The organism is Clostridia bacterium (genome assembly GCA_026414765.1).
GTDB lineage: Bacteria > Bacillota > Clostridia > Acetivibrionales > DSM-27016 > SKW86.
This window is the reverse complement of sequence record JAOAIJ010000029.1, coordinates 34,419-52,152: the sequence shown is the minus strand read 5'-3', so window position 1 is coordinate 52,152 and position 17,734 is coordinate 34,419. Positions and strand designations below refer to the sequence as shown.

Below are 17,734 nucleotides of genomic sequence, written 5' to 3'. Positions count from 1 at the left end.
GGCACACTTCGTTTATAGCATTTTTTCCCTTAATACTTCTTCTATTAATCTAATTTGTCTTTCTATGACCAATCTTTCGTCAAATTCCTGCTCAGCCTTTTTCCTGGCCATTTTACCCATCTTTACACGCAATTCAGGGTTATTAATAAGAGCCTCTATCTTTTCAGCCAACATTTTCGAATTTCGTACTGGAACTAAAAAGCCAGTTATTCCCTCATCTATTTCCTCTCTACAACCCCGTATGTCTGTGGCAACTGCCGGCTTTTCCATGCACATTGCTTCTATCAATGAACGCGGCATCCCTTCCCTATAGGAAGGAAGCGTAAAAATATCAGTAATATCCAACAGTTCAGGCACGTCAGCCCTTGAGCCTGTAAAAATAATATGTCCTTCCAAATTGTTCTCTGCTATATATTCATCCAACTCTTTTTTTATTCCATCCCTGTCAGACTCCAATGTGTCTCCTACAGCCATAAACTTCACGTTTTTATATTTTAGTAAGACCTCATTTGCTGCCTGGATCCACTCCATATATCCTTTTTCCCTCACAACCCTTCCAATGATTGTTACTACTAAATCGTTGCAGTTGATACCCAGACAGCTCTTAAGTATCTCCCGATCTGTTTCATTGCTTAATCTTTTACCGTCAAACCTACTTATATCAACACCATTTCCAATCACAGAAATTTTTGATTTATGAATAATTCTCTCTTTTATTGCTGTATTATAGTCTTCTGTACTTTGAGTAAAAATGTAATCGGACAACCAGCCTCCAATTTTCTCAAACAAAATAAATAAATTTCTTTTAAAAGTATCCATATTATCATGAAAGTAAAAGCCATGTGCTGTATAAATAACTACAGGTACACCCGCCAGCTTTGCAGCAACACGACCAATCAAGCTGGCTAATGGCGTATGCACATGAACAATATCAAACCTCTCCCGTTTCAAAAACCAGAAAAGTTGAAATAGTGATCTTATGTTATTTATCGGATGTATACGCCTTCCGATATATACGTTTTCTATCCTGTAGCCTTTTTCTTTTAACAGGTCAGTCACTTCATCTCTGCCACATAATATGGTAACATCATAATACTTACTCATCTCATTTACAAGTGGAAGCAGGAGCTTTTCCACTGTAAACCCTACTGCGCACATCTGAAGCACCTTCAATTTTCTTTTTTCCTGCATAATTTGCCCCTCAAAGTAATAGAGAACGAAGAAAAAATAGGTAATTTGTCCTCCCCGCTCTCTAAACAAATATATCATATTATATCACTATAAGTAATAACTCTCAATTGTCAATTCATGCACACCTTCTATAAAACACCATTTCACCTATGGCACAGCCTACAAACTCCAATAGAAGATACCTGCCTCTTCAACAACCCTTCTATCTATCAAACCTTTAACATCTACCAGAATATATTTGCCGTTTCTGTATTTTTTCTTAAGCTCTTCTATGTTTATATGTTCAAATTCCTTATGAGCTACTGCGAGAATTATGGCATCTACATCCTTAATCTTATCTACTTCCTCAATCACAAGGCCGTATTCATGCATTGCTTCTTCTTTATCTGCTACAGGGTCTGCCACATGCACTTCTATGCCGTATTCCCTGAGCTCATTTACAATATCGATAACCCTTGTATTTCTTGTATCGGGTACATTTTCTTTAAATGTAAATCCCATTATAAGCACTTTGGCGCCCTTTATAGGTTTGTCCGCCTTAATGATCTGTTTTACCGTATTCTCAGCAATGTATTTTCCCATACTATCATTAATCCTTCTACCTGACAGTATAACCTGAGGGTGATAGCCTATTTGCTCAGCCTTATAAGTAAGGTAGTAAGGGTCTACTCCTATGCAATGCCCTCCTACCAATCCGGGAAAGAATTTCATAAAGTTCCACTTAGTGCCGGCAGCTTTCAGTACGGCATTTGTACTTATGCCCATCTTATTAAATATAATTGATAATTCATTCATAAAAGCTATATTAATATCACGTTGAGAGTTTTCAATTACCTTTGCTGCCTCAGCAACTTTGATACTTTCTGCCCTATACACCCCGGCTTCAACTATGATACTGTAGATATTTGCTATCTCACCTAGGGATTCTTCATCCATACCGGACACTACCTTGGTTATTTGGGTTACTGTATGGACCTTATCCCCTGGGTTTATTCTCTCTGGAGAATACCCTACCTTAAAGTCAACACCGCACTTAAGTCCTGACATCTTTTCCAGTATAGGAACACATATTTCCTCCGTAACCCCAGGATATACAGTCGATTCGTATACTACAATCGAGCCTTTAGAAAGGTTTCGTCCAAGTATCGCGCTCGCTCCTTCTACAGGTCTCAGATCCGGTGTTCTGTCGCTGTTTATAGGAGTTGGAACAGCTACAATATGGAATTTGACTTTACGTAAATCAGCCTCGTTGCTGGTAAATCTCATTGCTGTGGACTTAAGTGCCTCACTACCGACTTCCTTTGTAGGATCGATACCTTCTTTTAGTTTACTGATTTTATCTTGATTGATGTCGTATCCAATAACATTGATTTTTTTCGCAAATTCGATTGCAAGGGGAAGTCCGACATACCCAAGTCCAATTACCGACACAAATTCATTTTTCTTTATTATATTATTATAAAGACTCATTTTAGCCGCCTCCACATTCCTCTGTCAACTCGTTCGCCTATCATTATAGCACATATACAAATGTTTGTTTACTGGTTATTATTAGACAACCATTTTATTAGCTTCCTTAGACCCTCATCAACACTAACTTTTACATCATAACCTAATATTTCTTTTGCCTTCGTGATATCCGCCAAGGAATGTTTGACATCTCCCACTCTAGTTTCTGCATATAGAGGAATAATATCTGTGCTAAGTATGCTATTTATCTTTACAACCAATTCGTTTAGTGAAATCCGCTCTCCGCAGCCGATATTCATTACTTCAGAGCTACCGGGCCATTTACATAGACAGGCTGATAAATTTGCCTCCACTACATTATCAATATAAGTAAAGTCTCTGCTGGTTTCTCCATCCCCATAAATAGTAGGTTGCTTCCCTTCCATAATTATGCTGATGAATTTTGGAATGACAGCAGAATAAAAGGATTTTGGATCCTGTTTTGGTCCAAATACGTTGAAATATCTGAGGGACAACACCTCTAATCCATATACGTTATAGAAGGCTTTTCCATAGTATTCCTGTGTCAATTTAGCCACTGCATATGGTGAAAGAGGGTTAGGTATCATATCTTCCCTCTTCGGCAGAGTCGGTGTATCTCCATACGCTGATGAAGATGCCGCCTGAACGACTCTTTTTACTGATTTACCTTCAACGGCTGCCTTAAAAAGATTCACCGTAGCTGTAACTATGCTTTCATTTGTTGCGATAGGATCTTTAACAGACCTGGGTACTGAAGGTATAGCTGCCTGGTGTATTATATAGTCAATACCATCTACAGCTTTTTCTGCAATTCTATAATCAGCCAGGTCCCCACAGATGAAATCAGCAATATCAATGAATTCCCTGATATTATCAAACTTACCTGTTACCAGATTATCTACAATCCTTACCTTATTTCCATCCTTTAATAGCCTTTCAACTATGTTGGAGCCTATAAAGCCCGCTCCACCTGTAACTAAGTAACTTGCCATTGCTACACCTCTATCCTTAGATTAACGGTTCTTTAACGACTTCCGTATATTGTATGACTGCACAAATCCATACGAAGCAAAAATAAAATATATTGGTAACAGCTGCCCTCTCATCCTATATGCAAAGCCCATATTTCCCATCTGCAAACAGTAGAGTCCTGTAAAAGCCATTAAGATCAAAATCAGAACACTACTGAAGAGCCTATCCTTCTTTAATTTTAAAGTATAATATATCCCTGGTAAAGTAAATATGAAGAATAATATATACCATAAGATATTTTCCAGTGCCCCAGCCATTTGGAGCATGGTTCCCCCAAATTGCCAGGGAAAAGGGGAAAACATAAAGTAAAGAAAAGCTACAGGCAAAAACTTAAGTAATCCTGACAATGTGTTTATATGCATGTCCAATAAAACTTCTGACCCGCCTCTATACCTAGTGTTTCTGAATAAATCCAGGGTGTCAAGATTATAGTACTTCAAAAATTCCCATCCGAAAAAGCCCATCCCTGCTTTGTATGTCACGATTCCCATAGCTGCTACCATAGCAAAAGAAACAGCAACTTTCTTCATGACTGTCACCCTTAAGGCAATCAGGAAGTATACACAAACAACACATGCCATGAATATCCCGGCATAGCTTCTGGTAATAGTCAGAACAACTACATATATGGCTAATGAAACAATAGTTCTTGCTCGTATCTGCTTTTGGACATAGTATAGATTCCTGATAATAGCCGTAAGCAAAAAGACAACCATTGCTTCCTTCAGGTTCAAAATCTGCCAAACTACCAGGGAAGGGAAGAATAAGCATAAAATCAACGATACCTTGGCTGCCTTATAGCCAAACATTCTGTTACATATCACATATATGTTCAAAGCTGCAGCAACACCAAGAAAGCTATTTACAATATTCACAATAGACGGGTGAAAGCCAAACAGAAAATATATTATTGCATTATACGTATAGTAAAAGAAGTGCTCAGAGGGTGATGTAAAAAACAAATTCCCATTTCTCCATTCTTCTACTATCTTCATACCTTCCTGTTCGTAAGTCTGTGCATCTGATAAGTATAATACAGGATATACGGAATTTATTATCACTGATAGGATTCTTAATACAAGACCAATTATGCTTATCAGACTCAAGAAGTCAATTTCTTTCCTGTCAGTACCAATCCTTTCAGCTAAAAGCCTTAGAGACCATGATAATACCACAATGGATACCATCCATAAGAAATAAACGTACCCCGTCAAGTAGAACAAAAATATTCCTGTAGTAATTGATACGATTAAGCTACTCTTGATGATTCTATTCTTGTTGCCAGATACCTGCTCCGTCATGTACTCAACCTCAATTTTATAATATAGCTCATGCTTACGGCATGCTTTTGAATACTTTTGCCAGTTTGTCAAAAGTATCATTTTCTGAAAAAATCTCTTTTGCTCGAATATAGCCATTCATAACGCAATTTTTTCTGGTATTTTCATTTCCTAGCATCGTCCTGATAGCTCTTTCAAGGGCTTTTGAATCACCTTTTGGAATTAGTATTCCTCCGTCATCTCCAGTGAGTTCATGAATCCCGCCTACCTTAGTAGTAATGACTGGAACCTTCATTGACATGGCTTCGAGGACACAAGTAGGCATTCCTTCCCAATCAGAGGGGAGCAGGAACAAATCTGTGATACCTAATAGAGAGCGGATATCATCCACAAACCCAGCTAATATAAAATACTTTTCCAACCTCTTTTCTTTTATATAATTGGGTATTTCACCATTACTGTCATCCTTACCTGCAAAAATCACCCTAATATTATCAAAATCCTTCACTAGATTTTCAACAGCATCTATTACAAGCTTATGCCCCTTCATGATTCTTAGATTGGCTATCTCGCTTATCACAAAATTCTGAGCTTTTATTCCATATTTTCCCCTCGCAGCTTCCTTTTCACCTTCGGTCAATGGCTCATAGCTATCCAGGTTTATACCATAATATACTACCTTTATTTTGCTCTCCTTGACCTTTTCTCTTTTCATGACTGCTTCCTTACCTGCAATAGAGTTGGAAACGTACATATCTACAAAAGGGGCAGTAATTCTGTCTAGCATTATGTGATACCATTTCCGCCAATCATCAGTACTGACTACGGCAGTAACTACTTTTGTCCTGGCTATAAGCTTCCCGATAGGCCTCATGATAATGTTCGTCCTGAGCCCGAACAACTGTATCGCATCGAATTTTTTACTCCTCAACAATGAACACAGCCTAACAAAATCCTTTAAAACGCTTCTGATAGATACCAGGTTGAAGCTGTATACTTCTATATTGTTTTTTTCATAAAAATCCTTTAGCTTAGGACAGTTTCTTAATAATATCACACTTGTACTAAAGCCTTTTTTATTAAGGTGCTCACATGTAAGCTTGATATTCTTCTCAGCCCCGCCTATACCATCAGAAGAACAAACGAACCCTATATTCATTAAAAATTTCAGCCTTTCTAATATACTAGTGAATCATATTCTTTTATACTTTCTTAGCAATTGCAATGAGGGACTCTTTTTCCTTTTTAAACCGCGCAATGGCTATATACACATTTTCTATTACATTTACAACAATACTCTTCAGACTTAAGTTCCCACTCCATCTGAATTTCTTGACTGTAGGGTTATTTACTACCTCTAGCAGTTTAAAACCAGCTGTCCCGAGTACCTTCTCCAGTGAATGTTCATTAAATAGTGTCACAGCAGCTGGGATATGAAGGAATACTCTGGCAAGTTCGCTGCTGATTCGGTATAAGAACCTGGCATAGGCCATATTAAGCCGTCCCCTATTAGGAACTTGTACAACCACTAATCCATCGTCCTCGAGACACGCATTTGCCTTCACCAGATATGCCATAGGAGACTCTACGTACTGAAGAGAATCCCAAAATGTTACCATATCCACCTTTTTATCCAATTCCAAATTCAAAAAACTACCACAAACTACGTTTCCGATACCATACTTTTGCTTCACGTATTCACAGGCACTTTCAGATATTTCTACACCATATACGTCATACCCCGCGCCAGCCATTTCGGCAAGAAAGTGCCCCGCGCCAAATCCCACATCCAATAGCTTTCCGTGTTGCAAATATTCTTTTATAACCGCTGAATTCTTCTTAAAAAATATATCGCTTGCAGCTGAGTTTGATAAAAGCTTATCAAGATACTCTGAATCGAACTTTTTATTAGTGGTATCTATGTGGTTTCCATGCTGTGTCGTAACTATAGCACAGCCTTTGCATTTCATAAGGTTGAAGCCATTGAACTTCATAAACACATTCAGTTTTTTCGATTTACAGAATCCACATACTTGTGAATTATCTATCATTTTTCCCTCTGTCACTATTTAGTGATTTCTTTTATATAGTAGATTAATTTATTACTTTTCATAGCAAACCTGAACATATCGTCCTTCTGGTATATACCTATACGCTTCAAGGTAAAGTCAGTCTCTTTTATCCCTTTTCTCGGCGGAGTGACTACAGCAAGCTTATATCCAGCACTTTCAACTAGTTTGCACACTTCCTCGTTCAGATTTCCTGCGGGATAACAAAAGGATAGAATCTCTTTTCCAAGCATATCCTCAAGTACTTTTTTTGATTTTTCTATTTCTTCTTTTGCTGTATCAATGCTGACTGTTGTAAGTAAATGATGGTTCAACGTATGAGAGCCAAAATCTATTCCATATGCAAGCATTTCCTCTATATTATTTTTTGTCATAGGGTAGTCCTCAGAAACCGGTATTTCAAACCTTTGCTTATCCCAAGGAAAAATCTCTCTGCTTGATATATAGTTAGCAGTCAAGAATATGCTCGCAGTTATGCCGTACTTCTTCAATACAGGGTATGCATGCATATAGTTGTCTGCATAACCATCATCAAAGGTTATGACAAAACACTTCTTTTCTGGTTCTCTGCCTGCCTTGATATACTTATCATATAATTGTGCCAGGTTTATGCATTCATATCCTTTATCCAGCATATACCTAATCTGCCTATCAAAGTTTTCGATAGTTACAGATAATGTTCCTCTCTCTATAGGAGTGATTCTGTGGTAGGCATATATTTTCAGATTTTTCATTTGCCTCTATCCTTTATAGTTAAATAAATATTTTGCATATTGTCGACCATAACTTCTTTACTAAAAGCCCTTAAGATTTTCTCCCGCGCTTTGACTGCATACCCAAAAGCTAACTCTTTATCAGAAACCAGCCTAAGAATACCGTCCGTAAACCCTTGTTCATCACCCGTTTTAACAATTATACCGCAAACCTTATCCTCTATCAGTTCAGCATTCCCCCCTGCATCAGTAGCTATGATAGGCTTTTCTAAAAGCATTGCTTCTGCTATGGAGTTGCTTAAACCTTCTCTAATGGAAGTATGAATATATATATCCAACATACCTATCTCTTTTGAAATATCATTCTTAAAACCAGTGATTATGATTCGGTCTCTTAGTCCCTTATCATCTAAGAGCTTGATTATCTGCTCCTTATACGTTTTCTCCTCTGGAAAGAGAGCATCTCCTATGATAAGCATCTTAAAACTATAATAAGTACCTGTCAGCTTTTCAGCAATCTTTGCAAAGGTCTCAAGATCCTTAGCCACATCAATTCTGCATGCCATACCGATTAACAGGTCATCCTGCTCTATACCATACTCACTTCGAGTGTCTCTACTGGATTGCCTTATACTCTGAATAGGAGGAATCCGGCTGGTGTCAATACCATTATATACTGTAGTAAGCTTTTTGGCAGGTATACCGATTTTTTTGTGTAGTGTATCCTGAGCACTCCTACTGTTACAGATCACTAAAGTAAATATATTAGATAATGTCTTCGTAATGAAAGCGAACAGCCTGCTTTTGTTCCCATCACTTCTTTCAGATGAAATGATGACTTTGACACCTGCTATAAATGCAGCGAGCCCTCCCCAGATATTTGCCGTATCCAGCCATGTGTGAACTATATCCGGTTTGTACCGCTTGATAGCCTTAATCAAGCGGATGAAAAACTTCAAATCCGCTTTGCTGCATTTATCAAATATGACAGGCTCCTGTCCTGCTGCTATAAATTCTTTATGCAGTGCCCCCCCCGAAGTGGTACAGAAAACCTTCATTTCGAATTTTTCTTTATCATATCCGCTAACCAAGCTCAAGAGCTGCCGCTCAGCCCCCCCAATTGTCAAAGTCGGAATGATATGGAGAACTTTTATTTTTTTTACCATGTCAACCTCAATTATACACTACTCTACTAATTTTCCTTTTTAAAGACAAACTCATTACAACCCCTACCACCAGCGCATGTTTTCATGTTTAGAAGCTTAAATCCTCTATCTCTATAGAAGTCAAATATTTCTTCCGGTTTTGCTACTTCAAATGGATATCCTCCTACCCAGTCAACAACATCACTCCATGGTGACATACCGCGCCTTTTGATATAGGTATTCCAGGTATACATAGGCTTTCCCTTAAACAAATCTCTTAGGAACATAGGCCCTCTTAGTCTTATAAACGAAGGCCACAATACAATGAACTTCATCCCTCCAGGTAGTTTATTGTATAGCTTCTTAACAGCCAACCACTGATTGCTGGCTCTTCCTTGATTATTATATATGGAAATGAACAGCATCCCTTCAGGAGCAACCAGGCTGGAAACATTGTCCAGAGCCCGCCACATATTACCCGTGTGATGTAATACACCCCAGGAATATACAATGTCAAATTTGCCTAAAGATTCTAAATAGCCTTTGTCTAATGCATTTCCTTCCTCAACTGTCCACTGCGCGTCACCATTGTAATATCTTCTCTTTAGTTCAGCTGTACAATTAACAGAATTTGGATCATAATCAAATGAATGGACTCTTGCACCTAATCTCCTCGCACAAAGAGAGAACAAGCCGCTACCGGAACCAACATCTATGAATGTCTTTTTTTCAAGAGTATCTACATTCAACATCTCTTTTAATGATTTTTCTGCTACCAAAATACGTTCATCGTTCAGCTTTGATAAGAATTGAGCCCAATTCTTACCAAACTCAAAACGTTTTCCTTCAGATACCTCTTTTGCATGATCACTCATCAATATTCCTCCACTATAGTTAGGCATATATGTTTATAAATGCCCTCGATCATATCATATATCTATCAAACCACATTTGAAACATAAGCATGGACCAGATCATGTTCATGTTATTGAGTCTTCCACTCATATGTTCTGCTATAATAGTCGAAACAATCCTATCTTCAAATATTCCTTGCTCTTTCAATCTAGTAGGATTAAGATAATGGTCTACCAAGTGCCTCAAATCTTTTTTCAACCAATCGGAAAGCGGTATAGCAAAGCCCATTTTGGGTCTTTCGACCAATTCCTTAGGTACATATTTGTAAAGTATGTTCTTTAGTATCCTTTTCGTGATCCCATCACTAAACTTATACTCCAGTGGCGTTCTTAAAGCAAATTCAACTATCCTGTAATCCAACAAAGGTGCCCTGACTTCTAATGATGTTGCCATACTTGCTCTGTCCACCTTAGTAAGAATATCCTCCTGTAGGTAATTCTTGATGTCAACTAACATCAGTCTCTGTAGTAAACCCATATCCTTTACATCCTCATGAGTTTGCCTGAACTTGCTATTCTGTAAGATAAGCTTAGAAGAAGTTTTATCAATAAACAACTGACTTAGGTCCTTTGCCCTCCACTGGCTCATAATATGCTCATGCAAGCCTGGAGCCCCATTACCGAGTATAGCCTCTGTGAAATTCCTTAGTCTTCTGTTATTTCCTATAAAAGGTCTGACTACCTCTAAAACAGACTTCTTAACAACATGAGGCAGGTGCAATAACCTATCTAGTCTATTGATTCTCCTATAATGCTCATATCCACAGAAAAGCTCATCCCCACCATCTCCCGAGAGTGCTACCGTTACATGCTCCCGTGTCATTTTTGATACCAGGAAGGTTGGTATTGCAGAAGAATCCGCAAAGGGCTCATCGTATATGTCAGGAAGTCGCATAATCGTATCAAAGCAATCCTTTGGACTGACATATAGCTCATGATGCTCAGTATTCAAGTGTTTCGCAATTTCCTTTGCATGCTCTGCTTCATTGAAATTGGTGCTTTCAAAGCCTATTGTGAAAGTCTTAACAGCCCTTTTGTCGATAGCAGCCATCATTGAAACAATAAGACTTGAGTCTATACCCCCGCTTAAGAATGCACCAAGATTTACATCACTTATAAGTCGGTATTCTACAGCACTTCTTATCAATCTCTCCAATTCATTCTGTGCCTCATCATAGGATATGTCCTTGTATTGCTGCTCACGAGCAACATTAATGGGATTCCAATAAATATGGTCCTCGACGCAGCCATCCTGTATAACCATGTAATGTCCGGCTTCCAGTTTATATACATCCTTGAATATGGTATTGGGAGAAGGAATATTCCCAAAAATAAAATACATGTATAAACTATCTTCATCTATCTCTTTTTTCAGAAGAGGGTATTTCATTATGGCCTTAAGCTCTGAGGCAAAAGCGAATTGACCATTCCTTGAGTAATAGTATAAGGGTTTTTTCCCTAAACGATCCCTGGCCAGAATCACTTTATTATTTTTCTTGTCCCATAAAACAATGGCAAACATACCGTTGAACCGTTCAAAACATTTTTCTCCCCAGGCTTGGTATGCATATATTATAACTTCGGTATCACAATGGGAGTTAAACGAGAATCCTAACTGTCTCAGTTCATTCTGCAGTTCCAGATAGTTATAAATCTCGCCATTGAAAACCACCCACAAAGCTCCTGTACTATCACTCATGGGCTGGTGACCTGCTGGACTTAGGTCAAGTATGCTTAATCTGCGCTGCGCAAGGCCCACTCCTTCATCTATATAGAACCCTTCATCATCAGGACCTCTATGTGAAAGAGTATCATTCATGACCCTCAGACTATCTATTGCTAAATTTCTCTGTTTAGATTGAGTAAATCCACAAATACCGCACATTTTTATTCCTCATTCTATTTTTCTTAGATGCGTCTGAAACGATTTATGTTATTTCTTATAAGCCCACTGAGCTTGTAAGGCATATATGTTTCAATATATCTAGCCAGACATCTCAGGTTGTGGATAGTCGAGGTCTTACTTAAATGAATATAAAATTTGATATTTTCCCTCGCTCCACTATTATCACCCTTAGTCCTTAGAATTTTAGCACGTTCGAGTTTAGCCATAAGTTCCATTAACTTCAATTCATGCACATATCTTTGCTTATCGGATTCAGACAGGATAGATTTAAGATTGTTTACTACATAAATGACCTCATCCGGCCATTTTTCTCTTTTTGTGTTAGTAGTATTTTCCGGATATATACGATATACTGCCAGTGGTTCATGGATATATGCTGCCTGGCAACTATACAATATCCTCATGAATAAATCATATTCTTCAGCTATGTTAAGATTTTCATCAAATAGCGTGTCAACCTTATCCAACTCACTTTTCCTTAGTAGTACTGTGACCATTCCAACTGGGTACTCATTGAGAAATCTACCAAATACTTTACCTTCAGGCTGCGGATTCTTATGTGCAACAACTTCTTCCATATGCGCCATATTCAATTCATAATAGTTACTATAGACAAACCCCACTTCTTTAGGCAAACGCTCTATCAGCTCAATCTGCCTTTCTAGTTTATCAACTGCCCATCTATCATCACAGTCAAGGAAAGCGATATATTTACCTTCTGCCTTTTTGAGAGCCTCATTTCTTGCTGCGCCAAGGGGTAGGAAGGTTTCTCCTTTGAAATACCTCAAAGGCTTACCATAGCTCATAGCTATTTCTGCACTTTTATCTGTCGACTGATTGTCCCAGAATATTATTTCAAAATCCTTGAAGGTTTGCTTATATAAGCTGTCCAAAGCCTCATTCAGGTATTTGTCCGAGTTATAGCAATTCATTATTACACTTACTAGTGGCATTCAAAAATCCCCCTATACAGAAGTAAGGATTCACCCATGTCTTATTTGCCAGTCATAAGGAATATCCTTCGTGAAAGGATCAACCCTGATTATTTCATTAGGATCATGGGGAATTGTAGCACAGTTTGCTACTATGGCAGGTTTGACTCCTATTCCCTTAAACCCGTTATAGATAAAGGGTGGAACAGTCACCAGTACATAATTGTCTTCGCCTATGAACATTTCCTGAAGTTCACCCCTTGTCGGTGAATCTTTTCTGTCATCATAGAGAACAAATTTTATCATACCAGATACGACTGCATAGTTCAAAGTCATCTCCTTGTGTAGATGCCACGCCTTTATTGCTTCTGGATTAACAACAGAAAAGTATATTTCACCAAACTTTTCAAAGTTGGGACTATCAGAACGAAGCATATGCATTATCATTCCACGCTCATCAGGAATCTTTCTTAATGGGGTTATCCTTACTCCCTCTATCATTATCAATACCTCTCTATTCCTTATTGTTAAAAAACTCTGTATACCATTGTATAGTCTCTTTGAGCCCCTCTTCGACATTGTACTTAGGCTTCCAGCCAAGTATTGTCCTGGCCTTTTCTGCTGAAAGATACTGATGCTCGATTTCACCACTTGTCTCGTTAAGGACTTTAGGCTTCAGATCTTCCCTTCCCATGATCTTCAGGATAAGATTGGTAAGCTCCAAAACAGTCAGCTGTATTTCATTACTGAAGTTAAAAGCCTCTCCATGAATCTCTCTACTGTCCATTTTTTCTGCTAGGAAAAGGTATGCCTCAACAGCATCCTTAATATATACATAGTCTCTTATATACTCACCGTTACTTCTTATTACCGGGCTTTCATTGAATAGGACAGAACGTATTGTCCCAGGAACTATCCTGTTAAAATTCAAATCCCCTCCACCGTAAAAATTCCCACATCTTGTTATACAAACAGGTAGTTTATAAGTGTTATAGTAGGTATGAGAAATCAAATCTGCGCAACTTTTTGATACATCATATGGGTGGGAGCCTTTCAGTTGAGCATCCTCTCTATAAGGCAAATGCTCATGTTTCCCATATGCTTTGTCACTTGATGCAATAATCACTCTTTTTACCGTCGAGTTTTTTCTACAAGCCTCTAACAGCGACCATGTCCCTTTTATATTTGTTTCGAAGGTGGATATAGGATTTCTATTCGCTATAGTAACTATCGTTTGAGCCGCTAAATGAAACACAGCTTCAATCTCATACTCATTAATGATCCTTTCCATAAGCGAGTAATCCTCTACTTCACCGCGTACTATATTTATACGTTTATCCAAACCGAGCTTGACAAAATTTGATTTTGGTACATTATCTCTTACCAACCCTATCACATTTGCACCTTTTTCAACTAGTGCCTGTGTCAGGGAAGAACCTAATAGCCCAGTACAACCAGTTACCAGGACATTTTTATGCTGCCAGTAGTGTTTCACCATAATATTCCTATCTCCTTTTATATAATCTGAATTAACAGTCCCACAGCTTCCAAAATGCTTTATCCATATTCCACAGGTTATTTAGATATTCCATATCCCTTTGTGTATCCATACAGCCCCATTTGCCTGTATGTGTATATACCATCAGCTCCCCTTCTGCAGCAAGCTTTTCTAAAGGGCCTTTTTCAAAATCACAATTATCATCAATAGATAAGTAATCAAACAGCTTTTTATTGAATACGAAGAACCCACCACTAATCAAACCCGATGAAGTCTGAGGTTTTTCAGAAAACAACAGTGCTTTATCGTTTTCTACCAGCAATTCACCAAATAATGACGGAGGACGTACCCCGGTGACTGTACCGATTTTTCCATGTGATTTATGGAATTCCAGCAGCTTGTTTATATCTATATCAGCAACTCCATCACCATAGGTAACCATAAATATGTCACTGTCGATGTATTTCTCGACTTTTTTCAGTCTCGAACCCTTTAATGCTGTCTTTCCAGTATCTACAAGCGTAACATTCCAATCATTCTCATCTGAATTCTTGAATATGGTTATTTCCTTGTTAGAACCAAGCTTTACTCTAAAATCATTATTTATCATCTCATAGTTCAAGAAATATTCCTTGATTTTTTCGCCCTTATATCCAAGGCACAATACAAAGTCTTTTAATCCGTAATGGGAGTAAAGTTTCATGATATGCCAAAGGATGGGCTTATTACCTACTTCAACCATAGGCTTTGGTTTGTATTCGGTCTCTTCCTTCAACCTTGTCCCTAGTCCTCCACAAAAAATTATGACCTTCGGATTCACTACTCATCACCCTTTCTTCCTCATATACCTCACACTTGTTTAAAATAGCTCTTTACCCCTGCAATGACCTTTTCAACATCTTCATCAGATAATCCATAATGAAGCGGTATAGAAAGAATTTCCTCAAACGCCTTTTCAGTATGTGGTAAAGACTCGTTTTCCTTCTTATAGAGAGTATGGAAATGGTTAGGTATATAGCTGATGCTTGTCTCTATGTCAATATTTTTCAGATATGACATCAACTCATCCCGCTTACCATTTTCGGCTCTTATTACATACATGAACGGTGTTATTCTGTCGTAATCCACATCAAGCAGTCTAATCCCTTCAATATTAGAAAATGCATCATCATATCTTGCGCAAATCTCTCTTCTTCTAGCTATGAATTTATCGATCTTTCTTAGCTGCCCTAAACCAATAGCTGCATTTATATTACTCATATGGTATCGATATCCCTGCATATTGACATCATATAGCCAACTGCGCTCTTTCCACTCTGCAGTATGCGATTTGCGATCTATCCCTAGAAGCCTCTTCTGTCTTAAAATATCAGCAAACTCAGGATCCTGGCAAATGACAGCGCCACCCTCACCACAAGTTATAGTTTTAATCGAATCGAAACTGAAACATGTAATATCTCCGAAGCTGCCTATTTTTCTCCCATTATATTCGGATCCTATGGCATGTGCAGCATCTTCAACAATCCTTATACCGTATTGTTCTTTTAGCTTCAGCAGTTCATCCATATTACAAGGATTTCCTAAGTAATGGACAGGAATAATAGCTTTAGTTCTATCAGTGATTTTATTTTTTACATCATTTATATCGATAAGAAGGTTTTCTGGGTATATATCACAAGATACCGGAGTCGCACCTGTAAGTGTAATAACCTGATATGTGGCAACAAAAGTCATTGACGGTACTATGACCTCATCACCTTTTGTTATTCCCAGCGCATCAAGCGAGAGATGTAAAGCTGAAGTACCTGTGTTCACTGCAACCGCGTTCTTTGCATCCAGATAGTTTTTCAAAGCATCTTCAAATTGAAGCACCTTTCCAGCAAGCCCGAAATAACCATACTCAAACGCTTCTTTTACTTCTATAAGTTCTTCTTCTCCTAGACATCCCTTAGCATATTTGATCATCAACAAAACCTCTTTCCAAATCTTTTTAGTATCAATGCCTCTATATAATCCTTACAGGACTAAACATTAAGTATTTCATCCTTTTCCTTTAGCCGCCTTAAGCATCCTAAAAGTTTTTTTCATTAAGGTCAATGGTCTTACTACCAGTTTGGGTAGATGTGCTGCCATAAATTTTATAGGATTGTCCCTAAAATATGCTGCCAACAGGTATTCATGACCCTCTTGCAGTAACTGTTGAAGCTTATCCCCATCCCAGTTTTCAGTTGTTATGCTAAAACTTCTTATATACAAGTCATCAGTAGAAAAAGTTTCAGAAATATACTTGTTTTCGACACAAGTGTCATAAAGCACGGAACCTGGGTAAGGAGTAGCAACAGAGATATGAGGGTAATAAATCTTCAGTTCTCTAGCAAAGCGAAAACTGTCCCATATTTGTTCCACTGTTTCTCCTGGCATACCAATAACAAGAAAAATTCCCACTTTTATCTTGATTTTTCTAGCATATTCAATAATCGGTTTAACATTTTCAAGTTTTAACGGCTTTTTGATTACGTTATCCATTATATACTGGTTGCCTGTTTCCACAGCCAGATTTATATTATAGCATCCACTTAGTTTCATTTTATCAATTAACGCCTCATTCAATGAATATGCCGCTACACCGTTGGGGGTATCCCATACAAAGTCAAGCTTCTGCTCTATCATCATATCGAAAATTTTCTCTGCCCTCTTAGGATTAAGTGTCAGATTATCATCTTCAAACATAAGTTCTTCTATTCCGAACTTTTCCTTAAGTTCTTTCATTTCCGCGACAACATTTTCTGCAGAACGGTATCTATACCTTTTACCCCATACTTTATGGGCAGAACAGAAAGTACAATTGGCAGGACAACCTCTTGATGTAATAATAGGAGAAAACTTTCTTTTTCTTCTTTCACCATGAGAAGCGTTAAGTCCATAATACTTTTCCATGTTTAGAAGATGCCTTGCTGGAAATGGGATTTCATCCAGATTTTCAATGAAACTAGTTTTTGGGTTTATCCTAATCTCGCCTGCATCGTGATAACCTACACCATCCAGAGTATCAAATCTCTGTTGTCCTTCTATTTCCCTGATAAGGTCAATAAAGACGAATTCTCCCTCACCCATGATTACAAAATCAACATTATTATCACTTAGGACTTTTTCAGGCATTACTGTAGGATGAGCCCCACCGGCAACTGTTATTATATTTTTGTCAATTTCCTTTACCTTAGCATGTATGGCATGAGCATTCTCGCTCTGTTTACTAAAAAGATTACTTACCCCTACAATATCAGGAGAAAATTCTGTAATAATATCTTTAATTTCATCAAAGTTCAATCCCACTCTGATTACATTATCGTGAATGACTACCCTATTGTCCCATCCTTCGATAAGACTATCTACAATTTTAACCTCTATACCGTTTTTCTCCAAAACAGCTGCTATATACGCAAGTCCAAGAGGTGGTACAGGATTAATATCAATATTATCCGCAAATGTAAATGCTGGAGGAGTAATCAAAAGAACCCTCTTTATTTTTCTGCTACTTACTACCATAACCTATACCTCTTCTA

Annotated in this window: 16 protein-coding genes; all 16 read right to left on the bottom strand. The window is 37.9% G+C overall.

What is annotated here, in order from left to right:
• Positions 1-12 precede the first annotated feature (12 nt).
• Entirely contained in the window at positions 13-1,191 is a 1,179-nt protein-coding gene (locus tag N3I35_12185) for a glycosyltransferase family 4 protein (protein MCX8130847.1), read from the bottom strand.
• A gap of 159 nt (positions 1,192-1,350) precedes the next feature.
• Complete coding sequence (locus N3I35_12180; GenBank protein MCX8130846.1) at positions 1,351-2,643, bottom strand: nucleotide sugar dehydrogenase; 1,293 nt, start codon at positions 2,641-2,643, stop codon at positions 1,351-1,353.
• Between the two features lie 86 nt (positions 2,644-2,729).
• Positions 2,730-3,674 (bottom strand): SDR family oxidoreductase, encoded by a 945-nt coding sequence (locus tag N3I35_12175; protein ID MCX8130845.1) that lies wholly within the window; start codon positions 3,672-3,674, stop codon positions 2,730-2,732.
• A gap of 21 nt (positions 3,675-3,695) precedes the next feature.
• A complete protein-coding gene (locus N3I35_12170; GenBank protein ID MCX8130844.1) occupies positions 3,696-5,096 on the bottom strand; it encodes a hypothetical protein in 1,401 nt (466 codons plus the stop codon).
• A complete protein-coding gene (locus N3I35_12165; protein ID MCX8130843.1) occupies positions 5,050-6,153 on the bottom strand; it encodes a glycosyltransferase in 1,104 nt (367 codons plus the stop codon). Before N3I35_12165 ends, N3I35_12170 begins: the two co-directional genes overlap by 47 nt.
• Before the next feature lie 43 nt (positions 6,154-6,196).
• On the bottom strand, positions 6,197-7,045 hold the full coding sequence (locus N3I35_12160) for a class I SAM-dependent methyltransferase (protein ID MCX8130842.1): 849 nt from the start codon (positions 7,043-7,045) through the stop codon (positions 6,197-6,199).
• A 14-nt stretch (positions 7,046-7,059) separates the two neighbouring features.
• Complete coding sequence (locus tag N3I35_12155; protein ID MCX8130841.1) at positions 7,060-7,797, bottom strand: polysaccharide deacetylase family protein; 738 nt, start codon at positions 7,795-7,797, stop codon at positions 7,060-7,062.
• Entirely contained in the window at positions 7,794-8,942 is a 1,149-nt protein-coding gene (locus tag N3I35_12150; GenBank protein ID MCX8130840.1) for a glycosyltransferase, read from the bottom strand. The genes N3I35_12155 and N3I35_12150 overlap by 4 nt, the downstream gene beginning before the upstream one ends.
• Positions 8,943-8,968: 26 nt before the next feature.
• Positions 8,969-9,796, bottom strand: coding sequence for a class I SAM-dependent methyltransferase (locus N3I35_12145; protein ID MCX8130839.1), 828 nt, complete (start codon positions 9,794-9,796; stop codon positions 8,969-8,971).
• Between the two features lie 49 nt (positions 9,797-9,845).
• A complete protein-coding gene (asnB, locus tag N3I35_12140; protein MCX8130838.1) occupies positions 9,846-11,720 on the bottom strand; it encodes an asparagine synthase (glutamine-hydrolyzing) in 1,875 nt (624 codons plus the stop codon).
• A gap of 23 nt (positions 11,721-11,743) precedes the next feature.
• Complete coding sequence (locus N3I35_12135) at positions 11,744-12,694, bottom strand: glycosyltransferase family 2 protein (protein ID MCX8130837.1); 951 nt, start codon at positions 12,692-12,694, stop codon at positions 11,744-11,746.
• Positions 12,695-12,724: 30 nt separating this feature from the next.
• A complete protein-coding gene (locus N3I35_12130) occupies positions 12,725-13,174 on the bottom strand; it encodes a dTDP-4-dehydrorhamnose 3,5-epimerase family protein (protein ID MCX8130836.1) in 450 nt (149 codons plus the stop codon).
• Between the two features lie 13 nt (positions 13,175-13,187).
• Complete coding sequence (locus N3I35_12125) at positions 13,188-14,171, bottom strand: GDP-mannose 4,6-dehydratase (GenBank protein MCX8130835.1); 984 nt, start codon at positions 14,169-14,171, stop codon at positions 13,188-13,190.
• A 31-nt stretch (positions 14,172-14,202) separates the two neighbouring features.
• Complete coding sequence (gene rfbF / locus N3I35_12120) at positions 14,203-14,991, bottom strand: glucose-1-phosphate cytidylyltransferase (protein MCX8130834.1); 789 nt, start codon at positions 14,989-14,991, stop codon at positions 14,203-14,205.
• Positions 14,992-15,020: 29 nt separating this feature from the next.
• Positions 15,021-16,136 (bottom strand): DegT/DnrJ/EryC1/StrS family aminotransferase, encoded by a 1,116-nt coding sequence (locus N3I35_12115; GenBank protein ID MCX8130833.1) that lies wholly within the window; start codon positions 16,134-16,136, stop codon positions 15,021-15,023.
• A gap of 75 nt (positions 16,137-16,211) precedes the next feature.
• The gene (locus tag N3I35_12110) at positions 16,212-17,717 is read right to left on the bottom strand and encodes a B12-binding domain-containing radical SAM protein (protein MCX8130832.1); all 1,506 of its coding nucleotides are present in this window, start codon (positions 17,715-17,717) and stop codon (positions 16,212-16,214) included.
• Between the last annotated feature and the right edge of the window lie 17 nt (positions 17,718-17,734).